We start from the raw sequence: 16256 nt of genomic DNA on the forward strand, positions 1-16256 counted from the left end.
TAAATGACTGGGCTTAGAAAGTGCTACCAATCTGAAACTGAACGTGTTCGGTTTCATCACCCTCTTTGTCACCGATAGGCATGGCATAACTCAGCGAAATGGGACCAATAGGGGTATACCAAGTGATGCCCGCTCCGGCACTAAAGCGCAAGTCTTTATCTTGAGTCAAGAGCGGAATACCTTTATTTTCGCCAGAAACTGGATCAACAAAGGTGCGATTTTCTTTATCGGTAGTATCAAAAACCTGACCGCCTTCAAAGAACACCACAGGGCGAACTTGATCTGCCCAATCGCCTTTAAATGGCATCGGTAAAATCAGCTCAGAACCAAAGGTCACCAGCGCGTTTCCGCCAACTTCTTCATCACGAAGTCGATCTAAACCATTGATCGCATCATAATAAGCTTTAGATCGTGGTCCAAGACTTGAAGACTCATAACCACGAACCGAACCGTAGCCGCCGGCATAAAAGTTTTCATAAAACGGTAAATCGTTACCATAGCCAAGCTTGGTATAACCGCGAGCCACCCAGTCTTTATAAATTGGGTAGTATACATTACCACGATAAATGACTTTTTGGTAGCTGGCATCCCCTAAACCAATGGTGGCATCAACGGCATGACTCATGCCTTTGGTTGGGAAAACAGGGCGATCAAGGGTGCTATAATCCCAGCCTAAGAGCAAGTTGTAGGTGTCATAGTCATTTTTAAAGCTGCCGATGCCTTTGATTTGTTCGCCATTGTCATTGGTATACGTTTCAACGCTACCGCCATCATCAATGATTTGTTGAACGTTTGATACGCCCAAGTTACGACCGCCACGAACGGTAGTATTGTCATAGTTGAAGCCTGCGCTAACGCGTTTGGTTTCATCGACCGGATAGCTGTAGTTTAAGGTCGCCCCATACGAGTCGGTGACATAGTTGCTGACGTTACGGTCATCGTATTTGGTATTGCGGTAATAAGCGCTGACGCCTTGTGATACGCCATTTTCGGTAAAGTAAGGGTCGGTATAGCCCAAGCTATATGAGTCGCGCGTTTCTGAGCGCGATAACGCCGCTTTTACGCGGTTTCCTGTTCCCATAAAGTTATTTTGGGACAAATCAACCTGAAAGGTCACCCCGCCGCTTTGAGAGTAACCGGCTGCAACTTGAGCGCTTCCTGAAGGCTGCTCTTCGACCGTATAATTCACATCGACTTGATCGGGCTGGTTTGGAACCGGTTTGACATCAACGTTAACCGTTTTGAAAAATCCAGTTCGCATCAATCGCGTTCTTGACAGCTGAATTTTTTCGTTCGATGCCAACGCCCCTTCTAACTGACGCATTTCACGGCGAAGGACTTCGTCTTTGGTGCGAAGGTTGCCGTTAAAGTTAATTCGGCGAACGTAAATAGGCCGCGCAGGATCAATGTAATAATCGATATCCACGACGCGAGTTTCATCATTAATTCTTGGTACAGGGCGGATTTGCGCTAAATAGTAGCCTTCATTGCCATAGCGGCTTTTAAGCGCGGCAGTGGTGGCGTCAAGTTTGGCTTGCGAATACTGCTCATTTGGCGCAAAAGTGACCAGATTTTGCAGCTCACTGGTTTCAAAAGTAGGCTTTCCTAAAAAGTTGATTTGCCCAAACTTGTACTGCTCGCCTTCGCTGATGCTCACTTCAATAAAGACGCTGCGCTTGTCTTCGCTGATGTTTAATACCGCATTATTCACATCAAAACGTACAAAACCGTCATTAAGGTATAACGCTTTTAAATTTTCAAGGCTTGCGGCAAGCTTTTCTTTGGCATAGCGGTCAGACTTTGATAGCAAGCGCGTCCAAGAGGACTCTTTCACCGCAAAAACATCTTTGATTTTTGAATCACTAAAGTGCTTATTGCCAATCACGTTAATGTCAACGACTTTGGCAGGTTTGCCTTCAATAAAGCGAATATCAAGCTTAACGCGGTTGCCATCAAGTAGCGTTTGGTCAACTTCGATGTCGCTATTATAGTAGCCTTGGCTGATATATTGCTGCTGAAGCTCGTTAGCTACCCCAAGCAAAGTGGCTTGCTTTAACACGTCACCAACTGCAAGCCCTGCGTTTTTTAAGCCTTGAGTTAAGCCTTCTTTGGGAATGAGCTTATTGCCTTCAAAGTTTACCTCAGCGATGATGGGGCGCTCAACGACCTCAAAAATGAGCTTTGAGCCATCAACTTTGCTTTGGATATTGGCAAAATTTTCGGTGGCATAAAGCGCTTTAATACTGGCAGCTAAGCGCTCGTCGTTAACGGTGTCGCCAACAGAGATGGGCAAAACGGGATAAAGGCTGTCGGCGGTGAGTCGCTTGAGCCCCAAAAAGCTGATGTCTGATACCACAAAATTGGCGGCTTGAGCCGGAACACTCAAGGCTGCCACAAGCGGCAACACCGCCGCGCTCATAATTAAAGGCGTTCGCATAAACACTGTCCGTCAAAAAAACTTGGCTTAAATTAAGGCAAAACGTTTGGCTTGTAAAGCCCCAAGCTTAACCGAAATTTTGGAATGTCCAACAGCCAACTAAAAAACCAAAATTGTAAATTATATAAAACGTAGCATAAAATAAACTAAAACTTACCGTTAGTATAGTGCTTAAAACTAAAGAAGAACTGACTTTTACATTAAAATAATTGGCTCATGCTAAGGATATGCCGCCCAAAGCGCCAAGTTATCATTGCTCGCTTAAAATCAGCCCAATACGAAGATTAAAACAGGCGACTAATATCATTACCAATTGCTAACACCATGAAACCTGCCAGCAAAAGAAGACCAATATTTAGCCCGACAAGCTGAACGCCCTCAGAAAGCGGTTTGCCGCGAACATGCTCGATGACATAATACACCAAATGACCACCATCAAGTACCGGAATCGGCAGTAAGTTTAACACCGCAAGGCTTAAGCTAATCAGTGCGGCGGTTGATAACACCATTTGCCAACTGATGTCAAAGCTTTGCTTGGCAACTTTAGCAATAGTAATAGGACCTGATAAATTTTCAAGACCAATCATCCCTGAAATCATTTTGCCCATGGAGCTGAGCGTCATCACCGCAAGCTGCTCAGTTTTGGCAAACGACTGAACTAAGGCTTCACCTGCGCCATATTGAACCGTCGTTTTATAGGCATCGGGAATAACAATGTCCGTTTGCGCGACCATCGCGCCAATTTGACCGTAAACGTGCCCCAAATTGTCTTTTTTACCCTGCGGCATGATTTGTAAATTAACCGGCTGATTGTCTCTCATCACTTGAACATTGAGCAGTACTTCAGGATGGTCGCGGATAATTCGCGTGGCGCTAAGCCAATCGTTAATGGGTGTGTCATTAATGGCGGTGATGGTGTCGCCGACTTTTAACCCTTGACGCGCCGCTGCCCCATCGGGTGCAAGCTTGCCAATGACAGGGGCAATTTTTGGCTGCCAAGGGAGCATCCCAAAGCTGGTGAGCGCATCAACGCCGTCTTTTTCTTGCATAAAGCGATTGATTGCCACCGGATAAGTCGTTGCATGGCTGTTATCCGGCTTTAAAGTGACGTTGACGTTGGTGGTCTCGCCCATTTTATCGGCTAAGCGGTAATTAATGGCTTCCCAAGTTGCCACCTCATGACCGTCAATAGCTACGATGGTGTCGCCGACCGGAAGCTTTGCCACTGCTGCCGGAGAGTTTGGCAACACCTCGCCGATTTTGGTGGCAAGCTGCTCTGAGGGCGTCAAAAACAGCACCCAAAATAAAAAAATGGCAATGACAAAATTCATCAACGGCCCTGCGGCAACCACGGCGATTTTTTTTAACGGATGCTGACGGTTAAACGCCAAATGCTGCTCGTGCTCGGCAACCTCACCCTCACGCTCATCAAGCATTTTGACATAACCACCCAAAGGAAGCGCGGAAATGCGGTAATCAATGCCGCTTTTTTTGCTCGTCCAGCCAAACAGTTTAGGACCAAAACCGATTGAATACGTCAAAACCTTAATGCCGCAAAGCCTTGCCACAATAAAATGTCCCCACTCGTGCAGCGCCACCAGTGGTCCTAAAATCAAAATCGCGGCAAGCAGTGTCAATAAAAACGTCATCATAAAGCGTTATCACCCTTATCATTGACCAAGCAGCAATTTATGGCGCTGCCTGACTATAGTAGCGCTTTTATTGTGGCATCACTGCGCTTTTGCAATTAAGTTTTGCGCAAGATAGCGAGCTTTGGCATCGATGGCTAAAATATCGTCGATATCGGCGTTTTTTGGCAGCGTTTCAGGCAATGACAACAGCGTTTGCTCATTAATTTCGGCAATTTGCGTTAACCCAAGCTGACCATTTAAAAACGCCTCAACGGCGATTTCATTGGCAGCATTTAACACAATAGTCGCGCCATTTCCAGATTTCATCGCCTCGCGAGCAAGCTTTAAACAAGCAAATTTTTGCTCATCAGGTCGGATAAATTCAAGCGCGCTTAACGTAAATAAATCCAACGGCGGAGCGCCGCTGTCGATGCGATTTGGGTAAGCTAAGGCATGAGCAATCGGCGTTTTCATATCAGGGCTGCCAAGCTGAGCTAAAAAACTGCCGTCGTTATATTCCACCATCGAGTGAATAATGCTTTGCGGATGAATGGCAACGTTGATTTTATCTTCAGGCAAATCAAACAAATAGCAAGCTTCGATTAATTCAAGACCTTTATTCATCATTGTTGCTGAATCAACCGAGATTTTTTGCCCCATGGACCAATTGGGATGATTGACCGCCTCGGCAACATTTGCTTTTTGCATTTGCGCAAAGCTTTTATTTAAAAAAGGGCCACCGGACGCCGTCAGCCAAAGCCTGCGAACGCCAAAGCAGCCTTGATGAATTTGAGCGCGCTCAGATTGAATTTGCGTAGGCAAGCATTGAAAAATAGCGTTGTGCTCAGAGTCGATCGGCAACAGCGTAGCATGGTGCGATTTTACCGCATCAATCATCAATTGCCCTGCCATCACCAGCGCCTCTTTATTGGCAAGTAAAATGCGCTTTCCAGCTTTGGCAGCAGCAAGTGTTGATGGCAGTCCTGCCGCGCCAACAATGGCGGCAACCACAATATCTGTTTGGCTGTCGGTGGCAATATCAATCAGGCCTTGCTGACCGCTGACAATGTCAATATTTAGATGATTGCCCTTAAGAAGCTTGGCAAATTCATCGACATTTTCTTCTGGAACGCAAACGCGCTTGGGGCGAAACTTTTGGCAAAGCTCAAGCAATTTATCCAGCTGATGATACCCTGACAAGGCAAAAACGTCATAAGATTCAGGGTGCGCCGCCAATATCGCAAGGGTGCTGTCCCCAATAGAGCCCGTTGCCCCAAGAACGGCGATTTGCGGCTTTGTCAATTTTTTATCACTTATCATCAGCGCTGCTATCTCATTGATTAAATTTTATTTTTAGCTAATTTTTTAATAGTTTTAAACAGTATCGGTTAAAGCGTTAAAATGCCAAAATGCTGCAATGCCCAAAAGCCAAGCGCAAAAATCGGCATGGCAGACAATAGCGAGTCAATGCGGTCAAGAACGCCGCCGTGACCGGGCAAGATGGTTCCTGAATCTTTGACGCCGGCTTGCCGCTTGAGCATTGATTCAAACAAATCGCCCAATACTGATGCCAAAATGGTCATGGCGGATAATGCCACAAAGCTGATAAGCGCAAGTCCTGACAGTTGCAATTTAAACACGCTAATCACAATAACAACGAAAAGTCCGGTAACAAGACCACCTGCCAAGCCTTCCATGCTTTTGTTGGGCGACACGCGCGGCGCCATTTTGCGGCGACCAAGTTTGCGACCCACAAAATACGCGCCGCTGTCCGCACACCAAACCAATAAAAACACGTAAAGCAGCCACCAAGGCGACAACTGCCACAAATCAAACATGGCAGTAATGGCGGCGGTGAGAACGATAGCACCGATAACGGCAAGTTTTTTATCGTACCATGTCGTCTGATTGGGGAAATTTTGCACCCAAATCAGCGCAAACAGCCAAATGACCACGGATAACGCCCACCAAACGACCCAAGAGCTTGGAATCGACAATGACACCAAGGTCAGCACCAAAACTAATGCCACAAATGCCCAAGGTTGCTGCCAATGGGGCATCAGCTTTGACCACTCAAACGCTGAAATTCCTGCGCCAACTGCCAATAGCGGCACTATCAAAATAGGTGAGCCACTTGCAAATAAGGCAATCCCTACAATAATAACCAATACGATGGCGGTTTTAATCCGTTGCCACATCAGCGCACCTTAACGATATCCTTAAAATTTGCCATTATAGCAGCTAATTGCGCTGCTGCTGAAATTGAGCGGCAATTCGCTTAGCTTATGTTAAGGTCAGCTTGGGTCGGCTTGCTGCTGTTGAAGCGCGACTTGTTCGCTGGTTTTGCCAAAGCGGCGCTGACGCTGAGCAAACTCGGTGACCATTGCCGCAAGCTCTTTATCGGTAAAATCTGGCCAAAGCGTTTGGGTAAAAAACAGCTCTGCATAAGCCGACTGCCACAATAAAAAATTGGACAAGCGAAAATCACCGCCGGTTCGAATCAGCATATCCACTGGCGGCGCATCGTTAAGCTGAACGTGCTGCCCTAAGCTTTCTTTGTTAATATCGTCAAGGGTAATTTCACCGATTTGAAGCTTCTCGGCAAGCTGTTTTGCAGCATTTGCCAAATCCCACTGACCGCCGTAGCTGATGGCAATCACCAGTGACATTTTGGTGAACTGTGCCGTTTTTTCTTCAGCAGCCGCCATTTTTTGCTGCAAATTAAGACTTAATTTTGAGCGGTCACCAATAAAGCGCAGCCGAATTTCAAACTGCATCATCCTTGGCAACTGCTCATCAATGGTCAAAGACAGCAGCTGCATTAACAGCGCAACTTCATTGGCAGGGCGTTGCCAATTTTCACTGGAAAAGGCAAATACGGTCAACACCTCAACGCCCACCTCGCGGCAATACTCAACCACAGGGTCAAGCGCGTCTTTTCCGGCAATATGACCGCCACCACTTGCCAAGCGGTGCGCTTTGCCATAGCGGTTGTTGCCATCCATAATAATAGCAATATGGCGCGGAAGAACGGTGTTTGAGTGCGAAGTTGGTAGAGTCATAAGGGCAGCTTTTAGTGGTAAAAATTAAAAAGTGAATCAGTGGTGGACATTGCAATTATAATAAAGCTTATTAGCTTCATTAAAAAGTTCAGGCGCGAATTTTCATTAATTTATCATAATTAACCTAGCAGCTTGATTTAAAAAAACAGCCAATAGCACCAAACTATTGGCTGTTTACCAAACAAGTTAACAGGCGTTTTAATAAAAGCGAAAGCTTAAACTTCCATCAAGTCCGCTTCTTTTTTCTCAAGCTTGCTGTCGATGCTGGCGATATATTTATCCGTCAGCTTTTGGATATCATCACCCGCGCGGCGCTCGTCATCTTCTGAAATTTCTTTTTCTTTTGCCAAGTCTTTGATGTCGTTCATCATATCGCGGCGGATATTGCGAATCGAAACGCGGCTATTTTCCGCTTCACCGCGAGCCAATTTTTGCATATCACGGCGGGTGTCTTCGGTTAAAGCTGGCATTGGAACGCGAATCACATCGGCGGTCATGGGGTTGAGTCCCAAATCCGCCTCACGAATCGCTTTGTCAACCGCTTGAACCATGGTGCGGTCAAACGGCTGAACCAATAGCGTTCTTGAGTCTTCAACGTTAACGCTGGCTACTTGATTGAGCGGTGTATCTGAGCCATAGTAGCTGACCATAACGCCTGACAGCATCCCAGGGTGGGCGCGGCCGGTACGGACTTTACTAAAGGTATTTTCAAGCGCCTCGATGGTTTTTTGCATCCGCGCTTCGCCGTCTTGCTTAATCTCTTTAATCATCATAAATCCTTAATGTTAGTCGGTTAACATTCATTTATTTAACATTTAAAATTAATCTTGAAAAAATTTGCCAAAGGCGGCGTTAATGATAAACGCGAGTGCCTTCATTTTCGCCCATCACGACATTGAGCAGTGCATTAGGCTTATTCATATCAAACACTTGCAGCGGAACATTGTGCTCGCGGCATAAGGCAATGGCGGTTAAATCCATTACCCCAAGCTTTTGCTCAAGCACTTCATCAAAGGTCAGACCGTCGTATTTGACCGCATCGCTATGCAGGCTTGGGTCTTTATCATAAACGCCGTCAACTTTGGTGGCTTTTAAAATCAAACCGGCTTCAATTTCAATCCCGCGTAAGCAAGCGGCGGTATCGGTGGTGAAAAATGGATTTCCCGTTCCGGCAACAAAAATGCAAACCTCACCGTTTTTAAGGTAGCGGATGGCGTTTCGGCTGCTGTAGCTTTCGGTCACCTCGCCAATCGGCAATGCTGACATGATTCGCGTTTTGATATTTCGGCGCTCAAGCGCATCGCGCATGGCAAGACCGTTCATCACGGTGGCTAGCATTCCCATTTGGTCGCCCGTCACGCGACCCACCAAGCCCTCTTTTTGTAATTGCGAGCCGCGATAAAGGTTACCGCCACCAACCACGATGCCGACCTGAACGCCAAGACCGCAAAGGTGAGCGATGGACAGGCTCATTTTGTCCAAGACCTCGCTATCAATGCCCATCCCTTTGCCGCCGGCTAACGCCTCGCCTGAAAGTTTAAGCAAAATACGCGCAAATTGGGGATTTTTGTCAGACATGAGAGCACCTTTTTAAGAAAATAACAACCACGATAAAAATAGATATCAGCCAATTATCCAATTCCAAGCTGCATGATGCCGCAAGCAATGGTAAAAACCATGCAAGCGATTTCGCTGTGGGCAGATAAATTGCGCCAATTGTAGCAAAATCTGCGTTGATTTGGCGCAAAATTTTTGCCTTTAGCCGTCAAAGCTTGCAAACAAATCGTACTCACTGGCTTCATCAATGGTTACGGTTAAAAACTGACCGGCTTTAACCGAGCCATCAATGTCATCCACATAAACATGACCGTCAATTTCAGGAGCATCAGCAAAGCTTCGGCAAATGGCAATACTTTCCTCCAAATCAATTTCATCGACCAAAACGGTTAGCGTTTTACCGACCTTTTCTTGCAATTTTTCAGCAGAAATGGCTTGTTGCAGCGCCATTAAGCGCTCATAGCGCTCTTGCTTAACATTTTCGGGAACAGGATTTGGCAACGCGTTCGCCACCGCGCCTTCAACTTCGGAATAAGTAAACGCGCCCACGCGGTCAAGTCGCGCCTCTTTGAGCCAATCAAGCAAATATTCAAAGTCCGCTTCCGTCTCCCCTGGAAAGCCAACCACAAAGGTAGAGCGAATCACAATATCAGGGCAAAGCTCGCGCCACGCCTTAATCCGCGCCAGTGTATTTTCGCTATGCGCCGGTCGTTTCATCGCTTTTAATACGCTTGGGCTGGCATGCTGAAAAGGAATATCCAGATACGGCAGCAGCTTTTTTTCACTCATAAGCGCGACCACATTATCCACATGCGGATAGGGATAAACGTAATGCAAGCGCACCCAAATACCAAGTTGGTTTAGCGCTTGACACAAATCAAAAAATTTGGATTTAAGCGGCATACCATTCCAAAAGCTGGTTTTGTACTTTAAATCAACACCATAAGCTGAGGTGTCTTGCGAAATAATGAGCAATTCTTTCACGCCAGCGTTTTTTAAAGCAAGCGCTTCATTCATCACGCTATCAATCGGGCGCGATACCAAATCGCCGCGAAGGCTTGGGATAATACAAAAGGTGCAGCGGTGGTTGCAGCCCTCTGAAATCTTAAGATAAGCGTAATGGCTTGGGGTCAGCTTAATTCCCGCGTCATTGATTAAATCAATTTTTGGGTCATAAGTTTTATCCAAACTGACAGGTTTCGGAACATGCTTTGATACTGCGGTAATCACCTCGTCATAAGCATGAGCGCCCGTCACTGCCAAAACTGCCGGATGCATTTCGCGGATTTTTTCTGCCTCTTTACCTAAGCAGCCGGTCACAATCACCTTGCCATTTTTGTTAATCGCCTCGCCGATGGCATCGAGCGACTCTTGAACTGCTGACTCAATAAAGCCGCAAGTATTGACCACCACCAAATCTGCGCCGTCGTAATCTTTGGCAACTTGATAACCATCGCGGCTAAGCTCGGTGATGATGCGCTCGCTATCGACCAGCGCTTTTGGGCAACCAAGCGACACAAAGCCAATTTTGGGCGCGCCATTTCCTGACAATGCCGCCGCCAAATCCGCGCCCTGTTCCGTCCTAGACTGGGCGCTTTGCCCAATACTGCGGTTTTGGTTGTGATTGGCTTTATGATGATACGGCGTATCGCTGCTTTTTTGTGGATGAAACATCGTCACGCTGTCGGTTAACGGCGATTGGTCATTTACGGTTTGGCTTTGAGGATTAGACATGGCGAACCTTGATTGCAAGTGAGTAAAGCTTGGCGCATTGTACGTTTTTTTTAATTCAATCGCCACAATTTATTCGCTAAGCACTTGATTTAATGCTTAAAATTGGGTGGAAATTAGCAAATTAAAGGCGGATTTCAGCGTTTTTGAGTAGTTTTCAACCAAAACCAAACCCTCACTTTTTGAAAAAAGTTACTTTAAAAAATATTTTAATTTCAATATTTTAGCAAAAAATTGCTAATTATTTTAAAATTAATTGCAAAAAGGGCTTGCCAAGCATTTAAAACTCTATATAATGAGCAACCACTGAGACGCACTACCGAATCAGTTACTTATCTTCTTGCGATGACTTCATATCGCTGCTAAGATAAACTGACAAATGGGGCTGTGGCGGAATTGGTAGACGCACCAGATTTAGGTTCTGGCGCCGAGAGGTGTGAGAGTTCGAGTCTCTCCAGCCCCACCATTTTTCGATAGTGACGCTTAGGTAAAACTCCTGCTAATTAGCAGGTTTTTTTATGTCTAAAATTTGACCTTTCCCACCCTTATCCCGCTCCTTTTAAAATTGTCGTAAGTCTTCAATAATCTTGCTCATGCTTTGATAGCGCTGCGCTTGCCGTTTTGCTAAGGCTTTATTGATGATAAGTTGGTATTGTTGATAATCAACTGGCAATGTTGGAATTGGGTTTTGGCAGTGAGCCGTCGCCCAAGCTTTCGCATAATTTGGATTTGACTTATCAATGCTAAAGGCGCGCTTTGCCGTCAATATTTCAAACACCATCACCCCAAACGCATAAATATCACTTTGCAAGCTAAGCCCGCCTCCCTGCCAACATTCAGGCGCTAAATACGCGGGCGTTCCAGAAACGTTTAAACTTTTGTTATCGCTAAGTTGCTTTGATAACGCAAAATCGGTTAAGAATAATTGCAGCTCGTCTTTACTATCATCAATTAAGATATTGCTTGGTTTTATATCGCCATGAATCCAACCGATTTGATGAAAGCTGTTAATCAGTTGAGCGCTTGTTAAAATTAATTTTTGCTTTTGTTCAAAACTAAGCGGCAGCTTAATTTGCTTATTTAATGAACTTGCAAAATAAGGCATCACCAAAAATTCAAGCTGATAAGTGTTCTCTAAAAAAATAAAGCTACTACTTTTGACAGCTAATAATTTTGGAACGATTTTTGATAATTTTTCTAAATTTGATAACGTTTTTAAAATAGTAATTTCGTGGGACAGTTCAGAAAAATTTTGCGGTGACAATGACCATTTAATCATCACGGTTCCAAAGTCTAAATGCTCCGCTTTACTCAACCCTTGATAACTTGAAAAATTATCCTTTTGCTGACCAAGGCGTTGATGGCAGATATTTAAATAACCAAAATCGTGAAATTCTTTGGTTAACGTTGGCAAAAGTTGAGCGGCTCTATATTCCAATTCAGCTTTTGAATTTAGTTTTTTTATTTCTAAAGCCTCGTTTTGCTGAATAACATTTTTGTTCATTATTGCGATTACACTTTGGTTAAAATTGCAGTTAAAGTCCGCTATACTATAAGCCAATTTTTAAGTCAGTGAGGGATTATGAGCTTCAATCCAGTATTAGAAGGCAGCGGCAATATTGATTTTAACGCAAGCCATTACGCCCTTCCCGCGCCTATTTTGGCGCTGCTTGAAAACTATTTGGCGCAGCACGTGACCCCAAAAATCAGCATTGACCCCGAGCAATTGGCCTATCGCTGGGTTGGCGGTCAAACGGGGCATTTAGAGCCGCTCACGGTCAATTTATTTGTGAGCCTTGATGATTTGCAAGGCATCGACAAGCAAAAAGCCAAGCTTGAGCAAAACACGCGCCAGTTTTTAAAAGGCTACCCTGCCAACCACGTGCTGATGACCGGAACGCGCGGCGCGGGCAAATCATCGCTCATTCGGGCGCTACTTCATGCCTATCACAAAGACGGCTTGCGCGTGATTGAGGTCGCCCGCGATGATTTGCTCGTGCTGGATAAAATCCGCGCCGCCATTCACGAGTTGCCTAACGACTGCCCTTGCCGATACATCGTTTATTGCGATGATTTGGCATTTAATGGTCAAGATGAAAGCTATCGAACCCTTAAAAGCGTCCTTGATGGCGCGCTCGATTCTGAGCAAGACAAGCTTTTGGTGTACGCCACCAGTAACCGCCGTCATTTGCTGCCGCAGTTGATGAAAGACAACCTTAACATTTATAACGGTCAAACCGACGAGGTCAATCCTTACGAAACCATTGATGAGACCGTGTCGCTGTCCGACCGCTTTGGCGTTTGGCTGTCGTTTTATCCGATGAATCAAGAGACCTATTTGCAAATCGTGGCGCATTATTTAAGCCAGCAAATTATCAAGGATACGGCGGATAAAAAAATTGCGCTTGATGAGGTGATTGCAAGCGCTAACGATGGTCAATTTACGTTGACCGACTCGCTAAAATCGCAAGCCTTGCGCTGGGCGTCGGAGCGCGGCGGTCGCTCAGGTCGCGTGGCATATCAGTTTAGCCGCTTTTGGATTGGTCAAGCCAAATTATTGCTTGATGATGAAAGCTCTTGCTAAACTTGACCTAAATACTCTACGGTATCAACAGCTTTTGACCCATCAACCAAATATTGGGCAAAGTCTTTTGCCAGCCAAAGGTTGCCTTGATAAGCCTGCCTAGTATCCAAGCGAATGGTTGCCATATTGGGTGTGGCGCTTGTTTCATCATCAAAGCCTTGATAGCGCGCGCTAAAATGGGTCAAGATTAAGTTGTTTACGCCAAAATTTTCAGCCGCACGCCCCACTTCAAGCGCGCTGCTGTGCATCGGGTCAAAGTCCAAATTTTTAGCTTTTATTTTTGCCAAAATATTGCTTGAATAGGTCGCTTCGTGAACTAATAGGTTGCTATCGGCAAGCGTTTTTGCAAGTAAGCTTGGCGTATCATTATCCCCTGCTACAACAATTTTAGTTTTTATTTTTTCGGTAATTAAATAGTCATTTGCCTTTAAAATTTGGTTGTTTTCAAGGGTGACATCAAAACCTTGCTGAAGCGTTCCCCAAGTTGCGCTCGGTGCAATGCCATTTTCAAGCAGTTTTTCTTTATTCAGCATTTTTTTAGTCACAATCTGCGAAATGCCAAAACCAAACGAGGCAACGCGGTGCGAAAGCGCATTAATATCAATAGTTACTTGATGATAAGGACTAAAAGGTAAATCGACGGTTTTGTCCTGCGCAAGCAAATCTTCAAGCGCTAAAAACTCAATGGCAAACGGAAAATAAAGCTCGGTGGTTAAGCTCAGCGCATCCAAAAACTTGGCAATAGCTTTTGGTGCAATTAAAGTTAACGGTGCGGTTCGACCGGACATTGCCGCGCTTGCCAGCAGCCCCGGTAAGCCGTAACAGTGGTCACCATGAACGTGGGTGATGCAAATCGCGGCAAGCTGATGAACGGACAAGTTGGTTTGTAGCAGTTGATGCTGAGTGCCCTCGCCGCAATCGATGAGCAGCCACGGTCGCTTTTTTTTAGCGCTATTATCAAATGGGTTCAGGCATTCAACCGCAAGCGCAGTGACGTTTCGCGATTTGGTGGGAACGCCTGCCGATGTTCCTAAAAACGTTAATTTCAGCATAATTTTACCGATATTTATCTTAGAACAAATTAAGGTGATTGGCAAAGTAGCACTTGACCCGAATTGTCCAATTGCCCCCCATTTGCTAGGCACTGCTTGACGACGTTTGACTCATGCGCGCGCCAACCGCCGTAAAAGCTGACCGCGCATAAAATGGCGACCAATAATTTTTGCAGCCAAGACTTAACATCAATCGGCGTCGGCTCGGGCAATTTGCTGTCGTTTATGTTGTCGTTTGGCGGTGTTGGCGGCTTTGAAAAAACTGGGTCCTGCATAATTGTCCTTTTTCCATAAATTTTTGATTAAATTTAACGAAACGTCAATTTGCCGCCTTTTTCTTCGGCTTTTTGAAATGCGTCGCGGGCTTGACAGCGTTTCATCCAGTTTAAAATATTGGCAAATTGGGCATTGTTAAAAGGCGCTTGGGCATTAGCCGCTGCTGCCGCAAAATACATCTGAACGTCCGCCGCGCTAAAACCTGCTCCGGCGAACCAATGATTGTCATTTAAGTGCTGCTCCATCATTCCAAGCATGATAGCCAAATTGCCCGCAATCATGCTGTGCTCAACCTGCTTTTGAATGCCTTTACTAATCGGCTTTATGAGCATCGGCGATTTATCAACGACTTTGGTAAACACAAGGCGCATCACCAAGGTCGGCATCAGCGCCCCTTCAGCAAAATGCAACCAAAAGGTGTAATTTTCCCAAGCCGTTTCATCACTGTCCTCAGGTTTAAACTGATGGTCTTTATCAAAATGCTTGAGCAAATATTCAATGATAAATCCTGACTCAATCAGCGGCTTGCCATCGACTTCTAAAATCGGCGCGTGACCTAGCGGCTGGATGTTTTTAAGGCAATCGGGGGCAAGATACGCTTGATTGCGCTCATAGCGGCTCAATTTATACTCAAGTCCCAACTCTTCTAACAACCACAAAATCCGAAATGACCGCGATTGGCTTAAATGGTGAAGTTGCAGCATAATAAAATCCTAATAACTAAAAATCAGGTTAAAAAGTAATTGCTTTGGATAATAGCGCAATCGTTTGGCTTTAACAGCTTGCGCCAAAGCTTTGGTTACGAAAAATAATATCTGGCAAGTCAGGGGGCACGATTTACAGTCGAACCTTTTTGCACTTTTTTTACTTTTCTAAAGCGATAAACGCGAAGCAAACTTTTGACGCGGTACTTTTTTATCCGCCTGCGCGTTGGAAAGGTTGCCACTTGCAGCTCGCCATAGCCTTGCAAGCGGTTGTCACGGCGGCGCGACCAATAGCCAAGGGCGCTGTCAACAACCATAATCATCAGCGCCACAAAAATCAGCCCGTACATAATAACCGAGCCGCCCTCCTCAATGCTTTGATGCAAAATGGTCAAAGAAAAAATAAACAAAAATATCGGCTCAAGATAGCAAAGCGTCCCAAATAGCGACACGGGCAATTTATTACTGGCGACCATCGTTAAAGACATGGCAGCGGTGCTTAAAATCCCGAGTAGCGGCAATAAATACCAAAGTTTTGGCGCGGCTGCAACCAAAGTCACGCCGCCTGATTGCCCCAAAATAAAAATAACGATAGGCAATAATAAGGTCAAATCGGCAAGAAGTCCGGTAATCGACGGAACGGCAAGCTTTCGGCGCATCAAATAATACGGCGGATAGCCCAAGCAAACAAACAAGGTTGCCCACGAAATATGCCCAAACAGCCAAATATCATAGCCAATGCCAATCGCCGCGCAACTGGTTGCAAGCCATTGCAATCGGCTCATGGCTTCATGGTAAAAAACGCGACCAATCACGATCATCACCAGTGGGTATAAAAAATAGCCCAAGGTCACATCAAGCCCTAAGCCATTGACCGGTCCCCACATAAACAGCCAAATTTGCGCCCCCAAAATCGGTGTTGGCAAGATAAATATCAGCCAATCTTGGATGGAGTTAAGCTTTTTTAAATAGTTCTTGACTGCTGACCACTGCTTTAATAAGGTGATCAGTGCCACTAAACTTATCAGCATCATAATAATGCGCCAAGCCGCAACTTGCGTTCCGGTCAAGGGCTGCAAAATCAAGCCAAATAAAAACAATACCGAAAATAAAAAATTTGCCAACACCGCTGCCAGTGAGCCTTGAGCGGTTGGGTTATTGAGCATAACTTTTGCCTTAATTTAAAAATTTTTACCTAAAATAAAAAAGCCTCAGACGCGCG

14 protein-coding genes and 1 tRNA gene are annotated in these 16256 nt (G+C 45.4%); 2 read left to right on the top strand and 13 right to left on the bottom strand.

The window, feature by feature from the left end; all coding sequences use genetic code 11:
• Positions 1-13: 13 nt before the first annotated feature.
• The 8 genes from bamA to rimO form a co-directional block, all read right to left on the bottom strand.
• Entirely contained in the window at positions 14-2437 is a 2424-nt protein-coding gene (bamA, locus tag ACZ5XY_RS02125) for an outer membrane protein assembly factor BamA (RefSeq protein WP_464742538.1), read from the bottom strand.
• A gap of 284 nt (positions 2438-2721) precedes the next feature.
• Entirely contained in the window at positions 2722-4086 is a 1365-nt protein-coding gene (gene rseP, locus ACZ5XY_RS02130; RefSeq protein ID WP_464743692.1) for an RIP metalloprotease RseP, read from the bottom strand.
• An 81-nt stretch (positions 4087-4167) separates the two neighbouring features.
• The gene (gene ispC / locus ACZ5XY_RS02135; protein ID WP_464742540.1) at positions 4168-5388 is read right to left on the bottom strand and encodes a 1-deoxy-D-xylulose-5-phosphate reductoisomerase; all 1221 of its coding nucleotides are present in this window, start codon (positions 5386-5388) and stop codon (positions 4168-4170) included.
• Between the two features lie 68 nt (positions 5389-5456).
• Entirely contained in the window at positions 5457-6266 is an 810-nt protein-coding gene (locus ACZ5XY_RS02140; protein WP_464742542.1) for a phosphatidate cytidylyltransferase, read from the bottom strand.
• A 96-nt stretch (positions 6267-6362) separates the two neighbouring features.
• The gene (gene uppS / locus ACZ5XY_RS02145) at positions 6363-7130 is read right to left on the bottom strand and encodes a polyprenyl diphosphate synthase (protein WP_464742544.1); all 768 of its coding nucleotides are present in this window, start codon (positions 7128-7130) and stop codon (positions 6363-6365) included.
• 215 nt (positions 7131-7345) lie between these two features.
• Entirely contained in the window at positions 7346-7900 is a 555-nt protein-coding gene (frr, locus tag ACZ5XY_RS02150; RefSeq protein ID WP_464743696.1) for a ribosome recycling factor, read from the bottom strand.
• A gap of 82 nt (positions 7901-7982) precedes the next feature.
• Positions 7983-8708 (bottom strand): UMP kinase, encoded by a 726-nt coding sequence (gene pyrH, locus ACZ5XY_RS02155; RefSeq protein WP_464742546.1) that lies wholly within the window; start codon positions 8706-8708, stop codon positions 7983-7985.
• A gap of 180 nt (positions 8709-8888) precedes the next feature.
• Positions 8889-10421: a 30S ribosomal protein S12 methylthiotransferase RimO gene (rimO, locus tag ACZ5XY_RS02160; protein WP_464742548.1), complete on the bottom strand. Its 1533-nt coding sequence runs from the start codon at positions 10419-10421 to the stop codon at positions 8889-8891.
• Between the two features lie 378 nt (positions 10422-10799).
• Between rimO and ACZ5XY_RS02165 the strand changes: the two genes are divergently transcribed.
• Positions 10800-10884 (top strand) — tRNA-Leu (locus tag ACZ5XY_RS02165).
• 93 nt (positions 10885-10977) lie between these two features.
• On the opposite strand, the gene ACZ5XY_RS02170 is transcribed toward ACZ5XY_RS02165, so the two are convergent.
• Entirely contained in the window at positions 10978-11922 is a 945-nt protein-coding gene (locus ACZ5XY_RS02170; protein WP_464742550.1) for a protein kinase domain-containing protein, read from the bottom strand.
• A 78-nt stretch (positions 11923-12000) separates the two neighbouring features.
• Here ACZ5XY_RS02170 and ACZ5XY_RS02175 point away from each other — a divergent pair, with 78 nt between their 5' ends.
• Positions 12001-13002, top strand: a complete 1002-nt coding sequence (locus ACZ5XY_RS02175) for an ATP-binding protein (protein WP_464742552.1) — start codon at positions 12001-12003, stop codon at positions 13000-13002.
• Here ACZ5XY_RS02175 and ACZ5XY_RS02180 read toward each other — a convergent pair.
• The 4 genes from ACZ5XY_RS02180 to rarD form a co-directional block, all read right to left on the bottom strand.
• Positions 12999-14054, bottom strand: a complete 1056-nt coding sequence (locus ACZ5XY_RS02180) for an MBL fold metallo-hydrolase (RefSeq protein ID WP_464742554.1) — start codon at positions 14052-14054, stop codon at positions 12999-13001. The genes ACZ5XY_RS02175 and ACZ5XY_RS02180 overlap by 4 nt on opposite strands.
• 29 nt (positions 14055-14083) lie before the next feature.
• Positions 14084-14329 carry a hypothetical protein gene (locus tag ACZ5XY_RS02185; protein ID WP_464742556.1) on the bottom strand — a complete coding sequence of 82 codons (246 nt, stop codon included), beginning with the start codon at positions 14327-14329 and terminating at the stop codon, positions 14084-14086.
• Positions 14330-14362: 33 nt separating this feature from the next.
• Entirely contained in the window at positions 14363-15034 is a 672-nt protein-coding gene (locus ACZ5XY_RS02190; RefSeq protein ID WP_464742558.1) for a glutathione S-transferase N-terminal domain-containing protein, read from the bottom strand.
• Between the two features lie 119 nt (positions 15035-15153).
• Entirely contained in the window at positions 15154-16200 is a 1047-nt protein-coding gene (gene rarD, locus ACZ5XY_RS02195; RefSeq protein ID WP_464742560.1) for an EamA family transporter RarD, read from the bottom strand.
• Between the last annotated feature and the right edge of the window lie 56 nt (positions 16201-16256).

The organism is Psychrobacter sp. GTC18467 (assembly GCF_055397455.1).

What these genes read in the sequence shown, in the direction of transcription:
- rseP (WP_464743692.1), bottom strand. Translation starts at nt 4,086, where the DNA reads ATGACGTTTTTATTGACACTGCTTGCCGCGATTTTGATTTTAGGACCA.
- ACZ5XY_RS02170 (WP_464742550.1), bottom strand. Translation starts at nt 11,922, where the DNA reads ATGAACAAAAATGTTATTCAGCAAAACGAGGCTTTAGAAATAAAAAAA.
- ACZ5XY_RS02175 (WP_464742552.1), top strand. Translation starts at nt 12,001, where the DNA reads ATGAGCTTCAATCCAGTATTAGAAGGCAGCGGCAATATTGATTTTAAC.
- uppS (WP_464742544.1), bottom strand. Translation starts at nt 7,130, where the DNA reads ATGACTCTACCAACTTCGCACTCAAACACCGTTCTTCCGCGCCATATT.
- ACZ5XY_RS02190 (WP_464742558.1), bottom strand. Translation starts at nt 15,034, where the DNA reads ATGCTGCAACTTCACCATTTAAGCCAATCGCGGTCATTTCGGATTTTG.
- ACZ5XY_RS02180 (WP_464742554.1), bottom strand. Translation starts at nt 14,054, where the DNA reads ATGCTGAAATTAACGTTTTTAGGAACATCGGCAGGCGTTCCCACCAAA.
- bamA (WP_464742538.1), bottom strand. Translation starts at nt 2,437, where the DNA reads ATGCGAACGCCTTTAATTATGAGCGCGGCGGTGTTGCCGCTTGTGGCA.
- rimO (WP_464742548.1), bottom strand. Translation starts at nt 10,421, where the DNA reads ATGTCTAATCCTCAAAGCCAAACCGTAAATGACCAATCGCCGTTAACC.
- ispC (WP_464742540.1), bottom strand. Translation starts at nt 5,388, where the DNA reads ATGATAAGTGATAAAAAATTGACAAAGCCGCAAATCGCCGTTCTTGGG.
- pyrH (WP_464742546.1), bottom strand. Translation starts at nt 8,708, where the DNA reads ATGTCTGACAAAAATCCCCAATTTGCGCGTATTTTGCTTAAACTTTCA.
- frr (WP_464743696.1), bottom strand. Translation starts at nt 7,900, where the DNA reads ATGATTAAAGAGATTAAGCAAGACGGCGAAGCGCGGATGCAAAAAACC.
- ACZ5XY_RS02140 (WP_464742542.1), bottom strand. Translation starts at nt 6,266, where the DNA reads ATGTGGCAACGGATTAAAACCGCCATCGTATTGGTTATTATTGTAGGG.
- ACZ5XY_RS02185 (WP_464742556.1), bottom strand. Translation starts at nt 14,329, where the DNA reads ATGCAGGACCCAGTTTTTTCAAAGCCGCCAACACCGCCAAACGACAAC.
- rarD (WP_464742560.1), bottom strand. Translation starts at nt 16,200, where the DNA reads ATGCTCAATAACCCAACCGCTCAAGGCTCACTGGCAGCGGTGTTGGCA.